17 protein-coding genes are annotated in these 21,096 nt (G+C 69.8%); 12 read left to right on the plus strand and 5 right to left on the minus strand.

Annotated features, from left to right (window positions below; genetic code table 11):
* Positions 1-25: 25 nt before the first annotated feature.
* The 5 genes from nuoL to C9J87_RS01050 all read left to right on the plus strand — a co-directional run bounded on the left by nuoL (position 26) and on the right by C9J87_RS01050 (position 7,050).
* The gene (gene nuoL / locus C9J87_RS01030; protein ID WP_408635499.1) at positions 26-1,936 is read left to right on the plus strand and encodes an NADH-quinone oxidoreductase subunit L; all 1,911 of its coding nucleotides are present in this window, start codon (positions 26-28) and stop codon (positions 1,934-1,936) included.
* Positions 1,933-3,456 carry an NADH-quinone oxidoreductase subunit M gene (locus C9J87_RS01035; protein WP_107704504.1) on the plus strand — a complete coding sequence of 508 codons (1,524 nt, stop codon included), beginning with the start codon at positions 1,933-1,935 and terminating at the stop codon, positions 3,454-3,456. The genes nuoL and C9J87_RS01035 overlap by 4 nt, the downstream gene beginning before the upstream one ends.
* Positions 3,453-5,045 (plus strand): NADH-quinone oxidoreductase subunit NuoN, encoded by a 1,593-nt coding sequence (gene nuoN / locus C9J87_RS01040; protein WP_107704505.1) that lies wholly within the window; start codon positions 3,453-3,455, stop codon positions 5,043-5,045. The genes C9J87_RS01035 and nuoN overlap by 4 nt, the downstream gene beginning before the upstream one ends.
* Positions 5,042-6,049, plus strand: a complete 1,008-nt coding sequence (locus C9J87_RS01045) for a polyprenyl synthetase family protein (RefSeq protein WP_232819799.1) — start codon at positions 5,042-5,044, stop codon at positions 6,047-6,049. The genes nuoN and C9J87_RS01045 overlap by 4 nt, the downstream gene beginning before the upstream one ends.
* 164 nt (positions 6,050-6,213) lie before the next feature.
* Positions 6,214-7,050, plus strand: coding sequence for a mechanosensitive ion channel family protein (locus tag C9J87_RS01050; protein ID WP_084622760.1), 837 nt, complete (start codon positions 6,214-6,216; stop codon positions 7,048-7,050).
* 37 nt (positions 7,051-7,087) lie between these two features.
* Here the strand turns inward: C9J87_RS01050 and rarD are convergent, their stop codons facing one another.
* Positions 7,088-7,996, minus strand: a complete 909-nt coding sequence (gene rarD, locus C9J87_RS01055) for an EamA family transporter RarD (RefSeq protein ID WP_036490010.1) — start codon at positions 7,994-7,996, stop codon at positions 7,088-7,090.
* A 126-nt stretch (positions 7,997-8,122) separates the two neighbouring features.
* On the opposite strand from rarD, the gene C9J87_RS01060 reads away from it, so the two are divergent.
* Positions 8,123-8,542 carry a hypothetical protein gene (locus C9J87_RS01060; RefSeq protein WP_010831511.1) on the plus strand — a complete coding sequence of 140 codons (420 nt, stop codon included), beginning with the start codon at positions 8,123-8,125 and terminating at the stop codon, positions 8,540-8,542.
* Positions 8,543-8,625: 83 nt separating this feature from the next.
* Here the strand turns inward: C9J87_RS01060 and C9J87_RS01065 are convergent, their stop codons facing one another.
* The gene (locus C9J87_RS01065; RefSeq protein WP_010831512.1) at positions 8,626-9,744 is read right to left on the minus strand and encodes a 2-oxoacid:ferredoxin oxidoreductase subunit beta; all 1,119 of its coding nucleotides are present in this window, start codon (positions 9,742-9,744) and stop codon (positions 8,626-8,628) included.
* Positions 9,741-11,693, minus strand: a complete 1,953-nt coding sequence (locus tag C9J87_RS01070; protein ID WP_010831513.1) for a 2-oxoacid:acceptor oxidoreductase subunit alpha — start codon at positions 11,691-11,693, stop codon at positions 9,741-9,743. Before C9J87_RS01070 ends, C9J87_RS01065 begins: the two co-directional genes overlap by 4 nt.
* A gap of 249 nt (positions 11,694-11,942) precedes the next feature.
* On the opposite strand from C9J87_RS01070, the gene C9J87_RS01075 reads away from it, so the two are divergent.
* From C9J87_RS01075 to C9J87_RS01100, 6 genes are all read left to right on the plus strand, one after another.
* Complete coding sequence (locus C9J87_RS01075) at positions 11,943-12,998, plus strand: sulfate ABC transporter substrate-binding protein (protein ID WP_010831514.1); 1,056 nt, start codon at positions 11,943-11,945, stop codon at positions 12,996-12,998.
* A gap of 5 nt (positions 12,999-13,003) precedes the next feature.
* Entirely contained in the window at positions 13,004-13,882 is an 879-nt protein-coding gene (gene cysT / locus C9J87_RS01080) for a sulfate ABC transporter permease subunit CysT (RefSeq protein WP_010831515.1), read from the plus strand.
* The gene (locus tag C9J87_RS01085) at positions 13,875-14,687 is read left to right on the plus strand and encodes a sulfate ABC transporter permease (RefSeq protein WP_010831516.1); all 813 of its coding nucleotides are present in this window, start codon (positions 13,875-13,877) and stop codon (positions 14,685-14,687) included. Before cysT ends, C9J87_RS01085 begins: the two co-directional genes overlap by 8 nt.
* A gap of 9 nt (positions 14,688-14,696) precedes the next feature.
* Positions 14,697-15,680 carry a sulfate/molybdate ABC transporter ATP-binding protein gene (locus C9J87_RS01090; RefSeq protein ID WP_107704506.1) on the plus strand — a complete coding sequence of 328 codons (984 nt, stop codon included), beginning with the start codon at positions 14,697-14,699 and terminating at the stop codon, positions 15,678-15,680.
* Positions 15,681-15,767: 87 nt separating this feature from the next.
* Entirely contained in the window at positions 15,768-18,221 is a 2,454-nt protein-coding gene (locus tag C9J87_RS01095) for an exo-alpha-sialidase (RefSeq protein WP_107704507.1), read from the plus strand.
* Entirely contained in the window at positions 18,218-19,312 is a 1,095-nt protein-coding gene (locus tag C9J87_RS01100; protein ID WP_107704508.1) for a right-handed parallel beta-helix repeat-containing protein, read from the plus strand. Before C9J87_RS01095 ends, C9J87_RS01100 begins: the two co-directional genes overlap by 4 nt.
* A 15-nt stretch (positions 19,313-19,327) precedes the next feature.
* On the opposite strand, the gene C9J87_RS01105 is transcribed toward C9J87_RS01100, so the two are convergent.
* Both C9J87_RS01105 and C9J87_RS01110 read right to left on the minus strand, forming a co-directional pair.
* Positions 19,328-20,311: an acetylxylan esterase gene (locus C9J87_RS01105; protein WP_107704509.1), complete on the minus strand. Its 984-nt coding sequence runs from the start codon at positions 20,309-20,311 to the stop codon at positions 19,328-19,330.
* A gap of 7 nt (positions 20,312-20,318) precedes the next feature.
* Positions 20,319-21,089 carry a FadR/GntR family transcriptional regulator gene (locus C9J87_RS01110; protein ID WP_036491982.1) on the minus strand — a complete coding sequence of 257 codons (771 nt, stop codon included), beginning with the start codon at positions 21,087-21,089 and terminating at the stop codon, positions 20,319-20,321.
* Positions 21,090-21,096 lie beyond the last annotated feature (7 nt).

Below are 21,096 nucleotides of genomic sequence, written 5' to 3' on the forward strand. Positions count from 1 at the left end.
CGAGGCTGCCTCCGAGATCCCGGTCGTGCACCCTGTGGCCGCCGAGGGTGTGTTCACCTGGCTGTGGCTGATCATCGCGCTGCCCCTCGCGGGCGCTGCGGTGCTGCTGCTCGGTGGTGCCGTCGCGAAGGGCGCCCTGGACAAGGTCGGCCACTGGATCGGTACGGCGAGTGCCGCCGGCTCCTTCGTGCTGAGCCTCATCCTGTTCATCGCCCTGCTGGGGCGCGGCGAGGAGGAGCGGCAGATCGGCCAGCACCTCTTCACCTGGTTCCAGGTCGGCGGCCTCGACGTCGGCATGGACCTGCTCTACGACCCGCTCTCCGCGCTGTTCCTGCTGCTGATCACCGGCGTCGGCTCCCTGATCCACGTCTACTCCATCGGCTACATGGAGCACGACGACCGGCGCCGCCGCTTCTTCGGCTACCTCAACCTCTTCGTCGCCGCGATGCTGGTGCTGGTCCTCGGCGCCAACTACCTCGTCGTCTTCCTCGGCTGGGAGGGCGTCGGCCTGGCGTCCTACCTCCTGATCGGCTTCTGGCAGCACAAGCACTCCGCCGCCGCCGCCGCGAAGAAGGCCTTCGTCATCAACCGCGTCGGCGACATCGGTCTCTCGCTCGCGATCGCGCTGATGTTCACGACCTTCGGCACCACCGACTTCGCGGCCATCAGCGAGCAGGCCTCCGGTGCCTCGCAGGCCACCCTCAACGCGCTCGGCCTGCTGCTCCTGCTCGGTGCGTGTGGCAAGTCCGCCCAGGTGCCGCTGCAGGCGTGGCTGCTCGACGCGATGGAGGGCCCGACCCCGGTCTCGGCCCTGATCCACGCGGCGACCATGGTCACCGCCGGTGTCTACCTCGTCGTGCGCTCCAACTTCATCTACGAGCTGACGCCGGTCGCGCAGACCGTCGTGGTCATCGTCGCCACGGTCACGCTGCTGTGGGGTGCGATCCTCGGCTGTGCCAAGGACGACATCAAGAAGGCGCTGGCCGGCTCGACGATGAGCCAGATCGGCTACATGATGCTCGCCGCCGGTCTCGGTGTCGCCGGCTACCCGTTCGCCATCTTCCACCTGCTCACCCACGGCTTCTTCAAGGCCAACATGTTCCTCGGCGCCGGCTCGGTGATGCACGGGATGAACGACGACGTCGACATGCGTCACTACGGCGGGCTGCGCAACTACATGCCGGTCACGTTCTTGACCTTCGCCATGGGCTACCTCGCGATCATCGGGTTCCCCGGCTTCTCCGGCTTCTTCTCCAAGGACAAGATCATCGAGACCGCGCTCGCGGAGAACTGGATCATCGGTCTCTGCGCGCTGCTCGGTGCCGGCATCACCGGCTTCTACATGACCCGCCTGATGCTGATGACCTTCTTCGGCGACACCTCCCGCTGGGACAAGGACGCCCACCCCCACGAGTCGCCCCACGTGATGACGGTGCCGCTGATCGTGCTGGCTGCGCTCTCGGTCCTGGGTGGCGTGCTGCTCCTCGGTGACTTCGTCGTGGAGTTCCTCGCCCCGGTCACCGGCGTCGCCGAGCACCACGAGCCGCCGCTGCCGGCGATCGTGATCACGCTCATGGTCGTGGCCGTCGTCGCCATCGGCGTCGCTGCCGCCTGGTTCCTGGTCGGCAAGCGCGAGATCCCCCGCGTGGCTCCCACCGAGGTCTCCTTCGCCACCCGCGCCGCTCGTGCCGACCTGTACGGCGATGCGATCAACGAGGGCGTCGTCGTGGCCCCGGGCAGGGCCCTGGTCTCCGGTCTCACCTCGTTCGACCGCGTCGGTGTCGACGGGGTCGTCGAGGGCGGCTCGCTCGGTGTCGGTGCCGTGTCCGGTGCCCTGCGCCGCGTCCAGAACGGCTTCGTGCGCTCCTATGCCCTCTCCCTGCTCGGCGGCGCACTGCTCGTCGTCCTGGCCCTCCTGGCGGTGAACCTCGCATGAGTGATCTCCCTGTTCTCTCCGTGCTGATCGCGATCCCCCTCGTGGGCGCGATCGTGACGGCCTTCCTCCCGGCCGCGACAGCCCGGCTCGCCGGCGTCGCCTTCGCCGGAGCCGCGCTGCTGTGGGCTGCGATCGCCGCGCTGTCGGCGTACGACCTCGACGGCGGCATGCAGCTGACCGAGACGCACGCGTGGATCGAGGCGCTGGGCGTGCACTACGCGCTCGGCGTCGACGGCCTGGGCCTGGTGATGGTGCTGCTGACGGTCGCCCTCGTGCCGATCGTCCTGGTCGCCTCGTGGCACGAGGCCGACGAGGAGGGCAACGGCGGCAGCCGGAACTTCGTGGCCTGGGTGCTCGCGCTCGAGGCGATGTCGCTGGCGGTCTTCACGGCCACCGACGTGTTCCTCTTCTACGTCGTCTTCGAGGCCACCCTCATCCCGGCCTACTTCCTCATCGGCGGCTTCGGCCGCTCGGGTCGTGGCCGCGCGGCGATGAAGTTCCTCATCTACCAGCTCGCCGGCGGCCTGGTCATGCTCGCCTCGGTGATCGGGCTCTACGTCGTGTCGGCCAACAGCGGCAACCCGTCGTTCCTGATCTCCGACCTCGCGGCCCTCGACATCGACCCGATCACCCAGCGCTGGCTGTTCGTCGGCTTCTTCGTCGCCTTCGCGATCAAGGCGCCGCTGTTCCCGGTGCACACCTGGCTGGCCGACACCACCGAGAAGGCCACCACCGGCACGTCCGTGCTGCTGATCTGCGTGCTCGACAAGATCGGCACCTTCGGGATGCTGCGCTTCTGCCTCGGGCTGCTGCCCGACGCCTCGCAGTGGGCCACCCCGCTCGTGGTCGCGCTCGCGCTGATCTCGATCGTGTACGGCGCCCTGGTGGCCATCGGCCAGGACGACCTGCTGCGCCTGATCGGCCTGACGTCGCTGTCGCACTTCGGCTTCATCGTGCTCGGCATCTTCGTCTTCAACAGCCAGGGCATCTCCGGCTCGATCCTCTACATGGTCAACCACGGCGTCGGCACCGCCGCGCTGTTCCTGGTCGCCGGCTACCTCATCCGTCGCCGCGGCACCGCCTCGATCAGGGCGATGGGTGGTGGCGTCGAGAAGGTCGCCCCGGTCCTCGCCGGCACCTTCCTGATCGCGGGCCTCGCGACCTGCGGGCTGCCCGGCCTCTCGCCGTTCGTCTCCGAGATGCTGGTCATCATCGCGGCCTTCGAGCACGCCTGGTGGGCGGGCGCGATCGCGGTGACCGCGATCGTGCTGGCCGCGATCTACGTGCTCTGGGCCTACCAGCGCACCATGACCGGCCCGTCCGGGTTCGACCGCGTGGAGGTCATGCCCGACCTCGACGCCCGCGAGGTCGGCACGCTCACCCCGCTGGTGCTCGCACTCGTCCTGTTCGGCTTCTTCCCGATGCCGCTCCTCGACGTCATCAATCCACATGTCACCGACATCATGAGCAACGTCGGTGTCACTGACGCCCCGCCGAGCGTGACCGGAGGCCACCCGTGACCGACTTCGTCAAGCCCACGATCGACTACTTCGAGCTGTTCCCGCTCCTGGTCGTCTTCGGGGCCGCCTGCCTGGGTGTGGTCGTGGAGGCGTTCGCCCCCCGCGCGGTCCGCTACGGCGCGCAGGTCCTGCTCTCCCTGGGCGGCCTCGCCGCCGCCACCGTCAGCGTCGTGCTGATCGCGCGTGACAGCGAGGTCTATGCCGACGGCGCCGCCCGCGGCATCCTCGCCGTCGGCGGCACCATCGCGGTCGACGGACCCACGTTGTTCCTGTGGGGCCTGATCCTCGTGCTCTCCGTCGCAGGCGTGCTGCTCTTCGCCGAGCGCCACCTCGACGGGGGAGTGTCCGCCTTCTCCGGACAGGCCGCGGCCCTGCCCGGCTCCGAGGCCGAGCGCGAGGCCTCCACCCGGGGGCTGGACCACACCGAGGTCTACCCGCTGCTGATGTTCGCCGTCTTCGGCATGCTGCTGTTCCCGGCCGCCAACGACCTGCTGACGATGTTCGTGGCCCTCGAGATCCTCTCGCTGCCGCTCTACCTCCTCTGCGGCCTCGCACGTCGCCGTCGCCTGCTCAGCCAGGAGGCCGCCCTCAAGTACTTCCTGCTGGGTGCCTTCTCCTCCGGCTTCTTCCTGTACGGCGCCGCGCTGGTCTACGGCTACGCCGGCTCGATGGACTTCGCCGACATCAACGAGTCGGTCCGCAACGACGCGGGCAACTCCGCGCTGTTGCTGATCGGCATGGGACTGCTGACGGTCGGCCTGCTGTTCAAGGTGGGCGCCGCTCCGTTCCAGGCGTGGACGCCCGACGTCTACCAGGGAGCCCCGACCCCGGTCACGGCCTTCATGTCCGCCGGCACCAAGGTGGCCGCCTTCGGTGCGCTGATGCGCCTGTTCTACGTCGCCTTCGGCGCCGACCGCTGGTCGTGGCAGCCGATGCTGTGGGTGATCGCGATCTTGAGCATGCTGCTCGGAGCCATCGTCGCCATCACGCAGAGCGACGTGAAGCGGATGCTGGCCTACTCCTCGGTGGCCCACACCGGCTTCATCCTGACCGGCGTCCTCGGCGTCCAGGCCACCGGTGACCTGGCCGTCGGCGAGGTGAGCTCGCTGCAGTCGGTGCTGTTCTACCTCGCGACCTACGGCCTGGTCGTCCTCGGTGCCTTCGCGGTGGTCAGCCTGGTGCGCGACTCCGGCGGCGAGGTGACGTCCCTGGACCGCTGGGCCGGCCTGGGCAAGGAGTCGCCGGTCGTGGCCGGCGTGTTCGCGTTCTTCCTGCTCGCCATGGCGGGCATCCCGCTCACCTCCGGCTTCGTCGGCAAGATCGCGGTCTTCTCGGTGGCCCTCGCAGCGGGGGCCTGGCCGGTCGTGGTGGTCGGCATCCTGGCCAGCATCATCGCCGCGTTCTTCTACATCCGGGTGATCAAGGCGATGTACTTCGACGAGCCCGTCGGGGACGGTCCCAGCGTCGTCTACCCGTCCGTGCTGACCGCCACGGCCATCGCCTTCGCGGTCGCGGCGACGCTGATGCTGGGTGTCTTGCCGGGGCCGTTGCTCGACCTCGCGGGCCTTGCGGGACAATTCCTCAGGTGACCACCTCGTCAAGCTCGTCTCTGGCGCTCCCCGTCGACGACGCGGAGCTCGCGCAGCGCCTTGCCGAGCGCCTGGTCAAGGTCGAGGCGATGCTCGCCGGCCACTGCCAGGGCCGCACGGCCTATGTCTCCCAGGCGGCCGCGCACCTGATGGCAGCCGGTGGCAAGCGCTTCCGGCCGTTGCTGGTGCTGCTCGCCGCCGAGACCGGACCGACGCCGGATGCCGAGGAGGTCCTGACCGCCGCGTGCGTCGTGGAGCTGACGCACGTCGCCTCGCTCTACCACGACGACGTGATGGACGAGGCCGACCTGCGACGCGGTGCCGACACGGCCAACGCCCGGTGGGACAACCACGTCGCGATCCTGACCGGGGACTTCCTCTTCGGCCGGTCCTCGGAGCTGACTGCCGACCTCGGCCCCGACGCGGTCCGCATCCAGGCCAAGACCTTCACCCGCCTCGTCGAGGGCCAGATCCTCGAGACCGTCCAGCCGGAGCCCGACGAGGACCCGCTGGCCCACTACCTCGAGGTCGTGGCCGGGAAGACCGGCTCGCTGATCGCCACCTCCGCCCACTACGGCGCGATGTTCGGTGGCTCGACGCCCGAGGTGGTCGAGGCGCTGCGGGCGTACGGCGAGATCGTCGGCTCCGCCTTCCAGCTCTCCGACGACATCCTCGACATCGCCTCCGAGTCCGACGAGTCCGGCAAGACCCCCGGCACCGACCTGCGCGAGGGCGTGCCCACGCTGCCGGTGCTGATGGCGCGAGCCTCGACCGACCCGGCCGACGCGCGGCTGCTCGAGCTCCTCGACGCCGACCTCACCGACGACCAGCTGCACGCCGAGACGCTCGACCTGCTGCGCAAGCACCCCGCCATGGGCGAGGCCCGCGCCTACGTCGTGGCCCAGGCCGAGACGGCCAAGGCGCTGCTCGGCGTCCTGGAGCCCGGTTCGGTCCGCACCGCCCTCGAGTCCTTCGCCGACATCGTCGCCACGCGCTCCGCCTGATCGACCGGCCCCGGACCGGCCCACGACCGGCCCACGACCGGCTCGGAACGCGCACCCGTGATCCCCCTCCTAGGGGTGATGAGGGCTGTCTTGATGTGTGGTTGCGTCGAGGGGTACAGCCAGTCTGACTGGCGATCTCGGTATGCAGAGGAAGGACGAGACGCATGCGACAAAATCTCGAGGACAGCCTCCGGGACGGATTGAGCACGATCGCGGAGTTCTTGCCCAAGCTGGTTCTGTTCCTGGTCATCCTGATCATCGGGATGATCATCGCCAAGGCCATCGGCAAGGCGATCAACGCACTTCTCGAGCGGATCGGCTTCGACCGGGCCGTGGAGCGTGGAGGCGTCCAGAAGGCGCTGGCCAACTCCAAGATGGACGCCAGTGACATCCTCGCCAAGCTCGTCTACTACACGCTGATGCTCTTCGTCCTGCAGCTGGCGTTCGGCGTCTTCGGGCCCAACCCCATCAGTGACCTGATCACCCAGGTCATCACCTTCCTGCCCAGCCTGATCGTCGCCATCGTCATCGTCGTGGTCGCCTCGGCCATCGCGGCGGCGGTCAAGAGCATGGTCGAGGGCACGCTCGGCTCCTTGTCCTACGGCAAGGCGCTGGCCAATGCGGCCTCGATCTTCATCCTGTTCCTCGGTGTCGTGGCCGCGCTCAACCAGGTCGGTGTCGCGACCACGGTGACCACCCCGGTGCTCATCGCCATCCTCGCCACGGTGGCCGGCGTGATCGTCGTCGGCGTCGGCGGCGGCCTGATCAAGCCCATGCAGCAGCGCTGGGAGGGCTACCTCAACAAGGCCGAGCAGGAGGCGCCGCGGCTCAAGCAGGAGATCGCCAACGCCCCCAGCGCCAAGACGCAGGCACGCCAGATGGCGTCCAGCGCCTCGCCGAGCGGCACGACCGGCACGAGGACGACCGGCACGACCGGCGCCACCTCGAGCTTCGACCCGGCGTACGGCGCTCGGCGCGACGACGGGACCCAGCAGCTCTGACCCAGCAGCACTGACCTACCCCCGGGTGGCTGGGGCCTCAGACCGCGGAGGCCTCAGCCACCATCCGGAGCTGGCGCCGGCGGTGGTTGAGGGTCTCGACGGTGAAGATCACCAGCGCGACCCACACCAGCCCGAAGCCGATCCAGCGGCCGGTGGGCATGGCCTCGTGGAAGAGCAGGACGCCCAGCGCGAACTGGATGACCGGAGCGAGATATTGCAGCAGCCCCAGCGCGACCAGCGGCACCCGGATCGCCGCGGCCCCGAAGAGCATGAGCGGGATGGCCGTCACGATCCCGGTCGTGGTGAAGAGCAGGGCGTGCCCGCTTCCGTGGCCGCCGAAGGTCGAGGTGCCGGTGAGGACCAACCACGCGACGTACGACATCGCGATCGGCGCCAGGAGCAGGGTCTCGACGGTGAGGCTCTCGACAGGACCGACGCCGGCCTGCTTCTTCGCGAGCCCGTAGGTGCCGAAGGAGAACGCCAGCACGAGTGCGACCCAGGGCGGGCGGCCGTAGTCGATCGCCAGCACGACGACCGCGAACGCGGCGATGCCCAGGGCGATCCACTGCAGCCGGCGCAGTCCCTCGCCCAGCACGAGGACGCCCATCATCACGGTCACCAGCGGGTTGATGAAGTAGCCGAGGGCGGCCTCGACGACCCGGCCGTTGTTCACGCCGTAGATGTAGGTGGCCCAGTTGACCGAGATCACCACGGCGGCGACCGCCAGCAGCGCCAGCGACCGGCGGTCGCGGACGGCGGCGAGGACGGTGGGGGTGCGTCGCAGGACCAGCACCAGCACGGTCATCGTCAGCGAGGACCACACGATGCGGTGGGCGAGGATCTCCACGGCGCCCGCGGGCTCCAGCAGCGGCCAGTACAGCGGGAACAGGCCCCACAGGGCATAGGCGGCGGTGCCGAACAGCAATCCTTGGCGAGTGTCCGGCACTCCGCGAGTCTAGGTCGCGGGATCGACAACAGAATCTCGCCGGGCGGCGTCTACCATGCAGAAGTCTTCACCCACCGGCGTGCTCGTCACGCCGCGCGTCCGATCCACACGTCCCAAGGGGGAACCATGCGGATGATCCGCACCGTCATCGTCGGCCTGCTGACCGCACTCCTCGGCCTGAGCGCCGTCGTCGTCGCCCCGGCCCAGGCCGACCAGGCCCTGCCGAAGCGCACGATCGTCGAGCAGCCGCCGGGCGAGCACCAGCTCAACTTCGACACCTTCCTGCTCAAGGGCAAGGTCCTCGAGCCCCAGGCGGACGGCACCGAGCTGCCCTACGCCGAGCGGAAGGTGCACCTGCAGAAGAAGGCGTGCGCCAAGGGCTGCAACTGGAGGACCGTCAAGAAGGTCAAGACCAACGACGACGGCAAGTTCCGGACCAAGATCTACGCTCCCCAGGACGGCCGCTGGAAGTGGCGTGTCAAGGTGAAGGCCTCCGACGGCTACGGCACCACCAAGGGCGAGGTCTGGACCCTGTTCTTCAACTGATGCACTGAACAACGCGGGGCAAGCCCCCGGAGGCACGCTGACCCGCCCGACGACTCGTCGGGCGGGTCAGCTGCTTCGTCGGGTCAGACGACGGTCCAGGTGTCGCCGGCGCTGATCAGCTCGGCCAGGCGCGACGTCGGGTCGCCGGTCGCGGCGGCTTGGGCGGTGGTGATCTGCGCGCGAGCCTGGTCGTCGTAGGTCGGGCGCTCGACTTGGCGGAAGATGCCGATCGGCGACTGGTTGAGGTAGCCGGAGTCGGTGAGCCGCGAGATTGCGAAGGCCGTCGAGGGGTCGGCGTTGTGCGCGTCGTGCACGAGGATGTCGGCGTCGTCGACCTCGCTCACCTCCACGACCTTCACGCCACCCGAGGAGCGGTCGCGGGTGAGCGCCTTGGTGCCGCGGCCGTCGGCGTCCAGTGCGCCGAAGCGGACCTGCTCGCCGTGGACCAGCGGGATGATGGCGTCTGCCTTGGTGTCGGGGTTCTTGATGGCGTCGAAGGCGCCGTCGTTGAAGATCGGGCAGTTCTGGTAGATCTCGACGAAGGACGTGCCGCGGTGGGCAGCGGCCGCCGACAGCACCGCGGTGAGATGCTTGCGGTCGGAGTCGATCGTGCGGGCGACGAAGGAGGCCTCGGCCCCCAGCGCCAGCGAGACCGGGTTGAAGGGGTGGTCGACCGAACCCATCGGGGTCGACTTGGTGACCTTGCCCGGCTCGGAGGTGGGGGAGTACTGACCCTTCGTCAGGCCGTAGATCCGGTTGTTGAACAGCAGGATCGTCATGTTGACGTTGCGCCGCAGGGCGTGGATGAGGTGGTTGCCGCCGATCGACAGCGCGTCACCGTCGCCGGTGACGACCCACACCGAGAGGTCCTCGCGGGCCGTGGCGATGCCGGTGGCGATCGACGGCGCGCGGCCGTGGATCGAGTGCATGCCGTAGGTGTCGAGGTAGTAGGGGAACCGCGAGGAGCAGCCGATGCCGGAGACGAACACGATGTTCTCGCGGCGCAGGCCCAGGTCGGGCAGGAAGCCCTGGACGGCCTTGAGCACGGCGTAGTCACCGCACCCGGGGCACCAGCGCACCTCCTGGTCGGAGGTGAAGTCCTTGCCGGTCTGCGGCTGGTCGCCCTCGAGCACGGTCGGGACACCCTCGGTCCCGGAGCGCAGGCCGGGCAGGCCCAGGTCAGTGGTGCTGTCGGCGGTCATGCCAGCTCCTCCTTGTCGGCGGGCTTGTCGGCGGGCGTCGCGGCGGGCGTCGGGGCAGGGGTCAGGTCGACCTCGATGCCTTCGGCCTCGGCCACGAGTCCACCAATGACGTCGGCGAGCACCGCGGCCTTCAGCGGCAGCCCGCGGACCTCGTTGTAGCCGATGACGTCGACGAGGAACTTCGCGCGCAGCAGCAGCGAGAGCTGGCCGAGGTTCATCTCGGGCACGAGCACCTTGTCGTAGCTCTTGAGGATGTCGCCGAGGTCGTTGGGGAACGGGTTGAGGTGGCGCAGGTGGGCTTGCGCGACCTTGTAGCCCGCCTTGCGCACGCGACGCACGCCCGCACCGATGGGTCCGTACGTCGATCCCCACCCGAGCACCAGGACCTTGGCGTCGCCTGTGGGGTCGTCGACCGCGAGCGGCGGGAGCGAGTCGGCGATCCGGTCGACCTTCGCCTGGCGGGTGCGGACCATGAAGTCGTGGTTGCCGGGGTCGTAGGAGATGTTGCCGTGCCCGTCGCCCTTCTCCAGACCGCCGATGCGGTGCTCGAGGCCGGGCGTGCCGGGGATCGCCCACGGGCGTGCGAGCGTCTCGGCGTCGCGCTCGTAGGGCCAGAACTCCGCGTCCTCGCCGTCACCGTGGTTGAGCTCGGTGGCGAAGTCAGGGTCGATCGCGGGCAGGTCGGCGATGTCGGGGATCCGCCACGGCTCGGAGCCGTTGGCGAGGTAGCCGTCGGAGAGCAGCATCACCGGGGTGCGGTAGGTGATGGCGATCCGGACGGCCTCGACGGCTGCGTCGAAGCAGTCGCCGGGTGACTGCGGGGCGACGATCGGCACCGGGGCCTCGCCGTTGCGCCCGAACATCGCCTGCAGCAGGTCTGCCTGCTCGGTCTTGGTCGGCAGGCCGGTCGAGGGACCGCCGCGCTGGACGTCGACGACCAGGAGCGGCAGCTCGGTCATCACGGCCAGACCGATGGCCTCCGACTTCAGCGCGACGCCCGGACCCGAGGTCGTGGTGACACCCAGGCTGCCGGCGAAGGAGGCGCCGATGGCGGCACCCACACCGGCGATCTCGTCCTCGGCCTGGAACGTGGTGACGCCGAAGGACTTGTGCTTGCTCAGCTCGTGGAGGATGTCGGAGGCCGGGGTGATCGGGTAGGACCCGAGGAAGACCGGCAGGCCCGACTGCACGCCGCCGGCGATCAGACCGTAGGCGAGGGCGAGGTTGCCGGTGATGTTGCGGTAGGTGCCGGCGGACATCGGCGCGGGCTTGATCTCGTAGCGGACGATGAACGTCTCGGTCGTCTCGCCGAAGTTCCAGCCGGACTTGAAGGCCGTGATGTTGGCATCGCGGATGTCGGGGACCTTCGCGAACCGCTTGGTCAAGAAGGCGGTCGTCGACTCGGTCGGGCGGCCGTACATCCACGACAGCAGGCCGAGGGCGAACATGTTCTTCGCGCGGGCGGCGTCCTTGCGGGAGAGCCCGAACTCCTTGACCGCCGCGACCGTCATCCCGGTCAGGTCGACGGGGTGGACGGCGAACTCCGAGAGGTCGTCGCCCTCGAGTGGGTTGGCGGTGTAGCCCGCCTTCGCCAGGTTGCGCGCCGTGAAGTCGTGGGTGTCGACGATGATCGTCGCGCCCTTGGGCAGGTCGCCGAGGTTGGCACGCAGGCCGGCCGGGTTCATCGCGACGAGCACGTCGGGGGCGTCGCCCGCGGTGAGGATGTCGTGGTCGGCGAAGTGCACCTGGAAGGACGAGACGCCGGGGAGCGTGCCCTGGGGTGCCCGGATCTCGGCCGGGAAGTTGGGCAGCGTCATCAGGTCGTTGCCGAAGACGGCCGACTCCTGGGTGAACCGGTCACCGGTCAGCTGCATGCCGTCACCCGAGTCGCCGGCGAACCGGATGATGACGCGGTCGAGCTGCTTGACCTGCTTGGTCGGCTGGGTCACCTTCGGCCTGCTTCCTTCTCAGTAGAACGCGTTTCAGAAACACCTTCTTGCCCGGTCATCCACTCTAGTCCGGCCTTATCAGGCATCGGGGTGGGAGTCGCTCATTGGACGCGGACTTTCGGCGTGACGGGGGACACGCGCAAGGAGGGTGACAGTGCATACTTTAAGTCGTGTAGTCTTCTCGACATTAGTTAGTAACTGCCCTTATCAGACCCGCTCGGGTGCAAGCCGCGACCGAAAGAGACACCCATGTTGCTCACCTCCCACCAGGCACGTCGCTTGGCTGCCGCGTCCCTCGTCCCGCTGGTGGCGTTGACCGCGTGCTCGACCAGCTCCGACGGAGCCACTGCGGAGGGCGGCGTGTCGCTCGACCTCGTCGCCTACTCGACCCCCGAGTCGGCCTACGAGCAGATCACCGCCGACTTCGCCGAGACCCCCGAGGGCGAGGGAGTCGAGTTCAGCACCTCCTACGGCCCGTCGGGCGACCAGAGCCGCGCCGTCGAGGGCGGCCAGGCCGCCGACTACGTCAACTTCTCGCTCGAGGGCGACGTCACCCGCCTGGTCGACGCCGGCCTGGTGGGCGAGGACTGGAACGCCGGGGAGCATCGGGGCATCGTGGCCGACTCGGTCGTGGTGATCGTGACCCGTCCGGGCAACCCGCTCGGCATCACCGGCTGGGAGGACATCGTCGAGCCGGGTGTCGAGATCGTCTCGCCCAACCCGGGCTCGTCCGGCGGCGCGCGGTGGAACATCCTGGCGGCGTACGGCCACGCGCTCGAGGCCAACGGCGGTGACGAGGAGGCGGCCCGCGAGTATCTCGTCGACTTCTTCAACAACGCCGTGGCGCTGCCCGGCTCGGCGCGCGACGCGCTGACCAGCTTCACCAGTGGTGTCGGCGACGTGCTCATCTCCTACGAGAACGAGGCCATCCTGGCCCGCCAGAACGACCAGGAGCTCGACTACCTCGTGCCCGACGAGACGCTGCTCATCGAGACCCCGGCCGCCGTCACCGAGGGTGCCGAGCCGGAGGCGCAGTCCTTCCTCGACTACCTCTACACCGACGAGGCGCAGGCCAGCTTCCTCGAGCACGGCTACCGCCCCGTCACCGAGGGCGTCACGGGCGAGGTGGAGGGCGCCAACGACCCGGCCGACCCCTTCCCGACGCCCCAGGTGCTGTTCACCGTGGCTGACGACTTCGGTGGCTGGCCGGCGGCGGCGGAGAAGTTCTTCGCCGACGGCGAGGACGGCGAGCCGCTCGGCCTGGTGGCCGAGGTCCAGCAGGAGACCGGAAAGCTGGGCGAGTAGCAGCGATGACGAGCGCCCTCCTGGGCCCGCCTGCCGACACCGTCGGGGAGACGTCCACCGGACGTCGTCCCCGGCGGGGTCGCAGCGCCGGCCAGCGCAGCACCCTCACACCCGGAGCCGGGCTCGGTCTCGGCGTGGCCATGATCTGGTTCAGCCTGCTGGTCCTCATCCCCCTGGTCGCAATCATCGTGACCGCGGCCGAGGGCGGGTGGGGCGCCTACTTCCAGGTGCTCCGCAGCGACCAGACGTGGGCGGCGGTCATCCTGACCGTCAGCCAGGCCGCCATCGTGACCGCGATCAACATCGTGGTCGGCACGATCATCGCCTGGGTCCTGGTCCGCGACCGGTTCGTCGGCAAGTCGCTGCTCAACGTCATCATCGACGTGCCGTTCGCACTGCCGACCATCGTCGCCGGGCTGGTGCTGCTGTCGCTCTACGGGCCGGAGAGCCCGCTGGGCCTCGAGTGGGCCAACACCGAGCACGCCGTCATGCTGGCGCTCGCCTTCGTGACGCTGCCGTTCATCGTGCGCACGGTCCAGCCGGTGCTCGAGGAGCTCGACGCCGACGTCGAGGAGGCCGCGGCCTCCCTGGGCGCAGGACGCGGCACCATCGTGCGGCGCATCATCCTGCCCAGCCTCGCCCCGGCGATCTCCGCCGGGGCCGCCCTGTCCTTCGCGCGCGCCATCAGCGAGTACGGCTCGCTGGTGCTGCTCTCCGGCAACCTGCCCTTCCGCACCGAGGTCGTCTCGGTCCGGGTGCTGACCTTCATCGAGAACGGCAACACGCAGTCGGCCGCCGCACTCGCCTCGGTGATGCTGGTCGTCGCCCTGGTCGTGATCGTCGGGCTCGACATCGTCCAGCGGAGGGTGGCCAATCGTGGTTAGGGTCTCCGCTCCCGTCCGTTGGCTGCTCCGCCTGGTCGCCGTCGGCTACGTCTTCCTCCTCGTGGCCTGGCCGGTCTCGCTCGTCGCCGTACGCACCTTCGAGCACGGCACGGCCGACTTCCTCGCCATCTTCACCGACCCGCACACCGTGGCGGCGCTGAAGCTGACCGTGATGGTCGCCGCGTGGGCCGTGGTCATCAACCTCGTCTTCGGGGTGACGATCTCCCTGCTGCTCGTGCGCTACGAGTTCCCGGGCAAGCGCGTGCTGTCGGCGCTCATCGACCTGCCGCTGTCGGTCTCTCCCGTCGTGGTGGGACTGGCGCTGCTGCTCGTCTTCAGCGGCCGGACCGGCTGGCTCGGGCCGAGCATCGAGGAGGCCGGCTGGCAGGTCATCTACGACTCGCCCGGCATGATCATGGCGACCTGCTTCGTGGCGCTGCCGCTGATCATCCGCGAGGTCGTGCCGGTGCTCAGCGAGATCGGCGACGACCAGGAACAGGCCGCCCGCAGCCTCGGCGCCAACGGCCGCCAGACCTTCTGGCGGATCACGCTGCCCTCGATCAAGTGGGCCGTGATCTACGGCGTCGTCCTCTCGCTGGCCCGCTCGCTCGGCGAGTTCGGGGCGGTCAAGATCGTCTCGGGAAACATCACCGGCCGCACGCAGACCGCGACGCTGATCGTCGAGGCGAAGTACCAGAACTTCGAGCAGACCACGGCCTACTCCGTGGCGTTCCTGCTCGCGTTCATCTCCATCGCCTGCCTGGTCGTCGTCGCCTTCCTCCGCCCCTCCCACCAAGAAGCCTGAGGTTCACCCATGAGCATCGACGTCACCGGACTCACCAAGACGTATGGCGACTTCGTCGCGCTCGACGACGTCAACGTCTCCCTGCCCACCGGCCAGCTGACCGCCCTCCTCGGCCCGTCCGGGGGCGGCAAGTCGACGCTGCTGCGGATCATCGCCGGCCTCGACACCGCCGACACCGGCACGGTGTCGATCGAGGGCATGGACGCGACCAGGCTGCCGCCGCAGAAGCGCAACGTCGGCTTCGTGTTCCAGCACTACGCCGTCTTCAAGCACATGACGGTCGCCAAGAACGTCGCCTTCGGGCTCGAGATCCGCAAGCGGCCGAAGGACGAGGTCGCGGCGCGGGTCGACGAGCTGCTCAAGCTGGTGCACCTCTCGCAGTTCGCGCACCGCTTGCCCTCGCAGCTCTCCGGCGGCCAGCGGCAGCGGATGGCGCTGGCGCGGGCGCTCGCGGTGGAGCCGACCGTGCTGCTGCTCGACGAGCCCTTCGGTGCGCTGGATGCGAAGGTCCGCAAGGAGCTGCGCGACTGGCTGCGCCGGCTGCACGACGAGGTCGCCGTCACCACGGTCTTCGTCACCCACGACCAGGAGGAGGCCCTCGAGGTCGCCGACGAGATCGTCGTCATCAACGAGGGCCGCGTCGAGCAGGTCGGCTCGCCCGACCAGCTCTACGACGAGCCGGCCAACGACTTCGTGATGGGTTTCCTCGGCGAGGTCACCACCCTCGGCGGCCTGACGCTGCGCCCGCACGACATCGAGGTCGCGACGTCGCCGTACACCGCAGGCGCGATCGAGGGCTCGGTGCACCGCATGCTGCGCATCGGCTTCGAGGTGCGCCTCAGCGTGCTCACGGTCGACGGCGAGGACGCGTCCGTCGTGCTCACCCGCACCCACGCGCGCAGCCTGGGGCTCGTCGAGGGCGCCACCGTCTGGCTCACCCCGGCCACGGGTGCAGCGATGGTCCCGTCGATGCAGTCCTCGCTCGCCGGCTGAGCGACCAACTGGTGTGACCCTTGACACATCAGGCGAGCCTCCCTAGCGTGATCAGACATCAGATGTCTGATCAATAAGGAGACCCCCATGCACGCGCCTCCCCGCCGCCTCCTCGGAGCCTGGTGTGCCGCGCTCCTCGTCACCGCGCCCCTCACCCCGGCGCACGCGGACGACCCGGCACCCGCGCCCCTGTTCACCACCGACCTCGACCACACCGGCGTCGGCTACCCCGTCTACCGCATCCCGGCCCTGACCGAGTCCAACGCCGGCACCCTGATCGCCTCCTACGACGGTCGCCCGACGTACGGCGACGTCCCCAACAACATCGCGCTCGTCGTGCGCCGCAGCACCGACGGCGGCACGACCTGGCAGGAGCGGCAGGTCGTTCGCTACGAGCCCGGCAAGCCCGGGTACGGCGATCCCAGCCTGGTCACCGACCGGGAGACGGGCCGCATCTGGCTCTTCCACGCGGCCTCGATCAACCAGGGCTACTTCGGTTCCACCACCGGCAACGACAACGACGACCCCGACGTCCTGCACGCCGACGTCAGCTGGTCCGACGACGACGGTGTGACCTGGCAGCACCGCCGGCTCACCGAGGAGGCGAAGAACCCCGCCTGGGCGGGACTGTTCGCCGCGTCCGGTGAGGGCATCCAGATCCGTCGGGGCCCGTACGCCGGTCGCCTCGTCCAGCAGTACGCCGTGCGCCACCAGGGCGGCAACTGGGCCGCCAGCCTGATCAGCGACGACCACGGCGAGACGTGGCGCTTCGGCCAGCTCCTCGGCCCCGGGATGGACGAGAACAAGGTGGTCGAGCTCTCCGACGGCCGGCTGATGCTCAACTCCCGCGCGCAGGGCGGCTACCGCAAGGTCGCCTTCTCCGACGACGGCGGCGAGAGCTGGTCGGGCCTGCACACCGACGACGAGCTGATCGACCCGGCCAACAACGGCTCGATCATCCGCTACGACGCGGAGGCTGCGCCGCAGTCGGCCGACGCCCGCAAGCTGCTGTTCAGCAACACCGCCACCCAGAGCGGGCGGTCCAACCTGACGATCCGGCAGTCCTGCGACAACGGCGAGACCTGGCCGATCCGGCGGGTGCTGGAGCCCGGCGCCGCCGAGTACTCCACGCTGACGCCGCTCGCGGACGGCCGGTTCGGCCTGCTCTACGAGCGCGGTGGCTACCAGCACATCTCCTATGCGCGCTTCGGGGAGGACTGGCTCGATGGCCTCTGCGCGCCGGTCTCCGCCCGCACGACCGACCCCGGCACCGCCGGCGGCACTGCCGAGGTCGAGGTCTCGATCACCAGCCAGGAGACGGGGGCCATCGACGGCGTCGTCGTGTCGCTGGACCTGCCGGAGGGCTTCACGGCCCCGGACGTGCGGATCGCGAAGCTCGCCCCCGGGGCGACCGCGAGCGTGCGGGTGCCCGTCCAGGTCCCCGAGGGAGTGGCGACCAACGCCTACCCCTACACGGTCGAGCTCACCAGCGACAAGGGCTCTTCGCAGGGCTCCGGGAGCATCATCGTCAAGGGCGGCAACACCGTCCTGAGCGACCTGGTCGAGCGCGACTACGACGGCTCGACGATGACCGACCTGACCGACCGGGTCGCCTCGGTGAAGGACCTGACGGGCGGAGCGGTGACCGTGCGGTTCAGCACCACCGCGCGGCCCACCGTGGGCACGCTGCTGTCGCTCGCGGACCCGATCAGCGCCGTACGCGACGTGGTCGTCTCGCTGAACGGTGGCAAGCCCTACGTCGAGGTGCGCACCGCGTCCGGCACCTATCCGGTGCGGTTGCAGAGCAACGTCGACGTGGCCGACGGCAAGCAGCACGAGCTGGTCGCCGCGAGCAGCTCGGGCGTGACATCGCTGATCCTGGACGGCGAGCTCATCGCCCAGGTGAACCGTCAGGCCTTCTTCGCCGACGTCACCGCGCTCACCAAGCCGCACGCCCTCAATCCCAGTGGGCTGCCGAACCTGACCGTGGGCATGAACCGGGCGCACCTCCCCGTCGCCGGCGGGGCGGCAGCCCCGGGCAACCGGTGGGGCTTCGTGGGCACGATCCACAGCGTGGAGGTCTCCGACGACCTCCGGCCCGGCGAGGAGCTCGTGCCGTCGTCCGACCTGGCGATCGCCTCGGTCTCCAGCGAGGAGACCGCGGGCGAGGACGGCCGCGCCGTGAACGCGATCGACGGCAGCTCGGCGACCATCTGGCACTCCAGGTGGACCAGCCCCGCGGCCGGCCACCCGCACCAGATCACGCTGGACCTCGGCAGCTCCCAGGCACTGACCGGGCTGCGCTACCAGCGCCGGGCCACGGGGACCAACGGCGACATCGCCGACTACAACGTCCTCGTCAGCTCGGACAACACGACGTGGACGAAGGTCGCCTCGGGCACCTTCCCGGCGGGCAAGGGCCTGGCGGAGGCGCGCTTCGCCCGGCAGGACGCCCGCTACGTCCGGCTCGAGGCGCTCAGCGCCACGGACGGGAAGGTCTTCGCCTCGGCGGCCGAGGTCCGGCCGTTGAGGCTGAGATGACGACGACGCGACGTGGCGCCCTGACCGGACTCGGAGCGGCCGGGCTGGGCCTGGCAGGACTGGCTGCCACGGCCCAGCCGGCAGTGGCGGACTCCTCCGGGCGCTCCGGGCTCCCGGTCCTGGCGCCCGTGGACGGCAACGACTGGACGGCCCTGCTGGCCGAGACGCCCCGGGTCCAGCTCGTGCCCGGTGCGACCTACGTCCTGGACCGGACCGCCGACCTGCCCGACGAGTGCCTGATCGAGGGAAACGGCGCGATCGTCACGGTCGCGGGTGGCGCCATCGGCGCCCTCGCGGCGACGTCGCGTCGCAACGTCACGATCCGCGGCGTGCGCTTCCTCGGGCAGGACGGGGAGGTCGTCAACGCGCCCGCCGAGTTCGGCCACGTCGGACTCCGGCTCACCCGGTGCACCAATGTCCGCGTCCTCGACTGCGACTTCCAGCGTTGGCGCGGCGCCGGGGTGGTGGTGACCGGCGCGGCCGCCGACAACTACTTCGACTACCGCGTGAAGCTGCAGGGGAACTCGTTCGAGCGTTGCTACATCGGGGTGTCACTGGCGGATCGCAGCGAGTACTCCCTGCTCAGCGACAACCACTTCTCCTACTGCCGGCTCGGCATCTGGAGCTCGTCGGGCAACTGGACCGTGACCGGCAACGTGCTGCAGAACTGCTACGGCGCCTACTACGCGATCGCCGCGACCAGCCCGTACGGCGCGCTCGCGGCCGACAACTGGAACCACGGGTCCGTCGTGGGGAACACGTTCAACCACTCCAACGGCAGTGGTGGCTCTGTGCGGTGGACGACCAACCTCGCGTTCCCGGTCGGAGGGGTCGATCGCGATCCCGGGAGGGGCGTCACCATCGAGGGCCTGCTGCCGCCGACCTTCACCGGCAACACGCTCTGGTACACCGACGTCCGGGCCAGTCGGCTCGTCGGCACCCGGTGGCTGTTGTCCGGGTGCACCTTCTCCAACCTCACGATCACCGGTGACGGAGCTGTCCCGGTGCACCTCGTCGGCACCCAGGCCAACGGTGCCGCGAACCTGCCCCGTCTGGTGGGCAACGTCGTGGACCTGCTGCCCTGGCCCTGAGGTGTGGCGGCGTCGTCAGGTCGTGGCGAACCGTTCGCGTAGCCACGCGATGGTGAGCTCGTCCTGGGCGACGCCGCCACCCTCGTGCTCGTTGTAGGTGTAGACCTCGAGCTCCTTGGTGCCGGCGTAGTGGTTGTAGGCCGCGTAGACGGTGGAGGGCGGGCACACGTCGTCCATCAGGGCCACCGAGAACAGCGCCGGCACCTCGCTGCGCGCGGCCATGTTGACGCCGTCGAAGTAGTCGAGGGTCGCGAGGGCGCGATCGGCGTCGGCGCGGTGGGTGCGGACGAACGCGAGCAGCTCGGCGTACGGCGCCCGCGCGGTGATCTCGACGGCGCGCTGCATGTGGCACAGGAACGGCACGTTGACGACCGCTGCCGCGACGCCGTCGGCGAGGGCTGCCGCGGCGAGGGCGATGCCGCCGCCCTGGCTGGCGCCCGCGACGGCGATCCGGCTCGGGTCCACGAAGTCGAGGCTGGCGGCCGCCTCGACCGCTCGCACTGCGTCGGTGAAGACACGCCGGTAGTAGTAGTCGGCCGGGTCGAGGATGCCGCGGGTCAGGAACCCCTCGACGTGGGGTGACGCGCTGCCGGCGGCGTCCCCGGTCGCGCCCGCCCGGCGAGCCCGCGCGCCCTGCCCGCGGGTGTCGACGACGAGGGTGGCGAAGCCGGCGGCCGGGAGCGCGAGCCAGTCGAGGGGACTGCCGGTGCCGTCGCCGTAGCCCAGGAACTGCACGACCATCGGCACGGGGCCGGGGACCACGGCAGGGGACGGGGCGATGAGCAGGGCGTGGATGCGGTCGCCGTCGAAGCCCGAGAACCACAGGTGGCGGCTGTCGACGAGCGGCAGGACTGTCGCGTGCGGCGCCGTCTCGACGTCGAGCGGCGCGGCGCGCGCGGCGGTGAGGGTGTCGGCCCAGAAGCGGTCGAAGTCGGCAGGTTCGCGGCGTGCGGGGAGGTACGTCGCCAGGTCGGCGAGCGGCAGGTCGAAGTGCGGCACTGGCGGATCAGACCTCGCTGGACGCGGTGCCGCGCTGGGCGCGGGCGCCGGCGATCGAGGCCCGGATCGGCTCGTAGTGGTTGGCGATGGCGGTGCGCAGCGCGTCGGCGTCGCCGGCCACGGCGGCCGCGGCGATGTCGCAGTGGTGCTCCGCGGTGACCCGGAGGCTCTCGCTGGTCGTCTCCAGGGAGGGGGCGACGATCGTGTGCACGTCCCAGAAGGCACCCGTCAGCTGCAGGATCAGGTTGTTGCCCAGCGGCTCCATCAGCATGAGGTGGAACTCGCGGTCGAGCTCGATGAACTCCTTGCCGTCGGCCGCCTTCTGGCGCATGCCGTCGGCGAGCAGCGAGAGCTCGGAGCGGTGGTCGTCGTCGAGGCCGGCGATGATCTGGTCGGCCAGGCCCTGCTCGAGGGTCTGGCGCACCTCGACCAGCTCGGAGAGCACGAGGTGGTCGTCGGCTTGGCTCAGCAGCCCGCGGAACGCGAGGCTCTCGACGAGGGCGGCCAGCGACATCCCGCCGACATAGGTGCCGTGGCCGTGGCGCACCTCCACGATGTCGAGCGCGGCGAGCGTCTTGACGGCCTCGCGGACGCTGGAGCGGCTCGCGCCGACGGCGTCGCACAGCTCCGCCTCGGTCGGCAACGGGTCGCCGGGACGCAGCCGCTGCTGGAGGATGAGCTGCTTGATGTCGTCGGCAACCGTCTCCCGCAGGTGGCGCGTGCGACGCCTCGCCGGGATGCCGTTGTCCGGCTGGGGAGACAGATTCGTTCCGCTCATGGCCTTG

Source organism: Nocardioides allogilvus (assembly GCF_003047285.1).
GTDB classification, from domain to species: Bacteria; Actinomycetota; Actinomycetes; order Propionibacteriales; family Nocardioidaceae; genus Nocardioides; species Nocardioides allogilvus.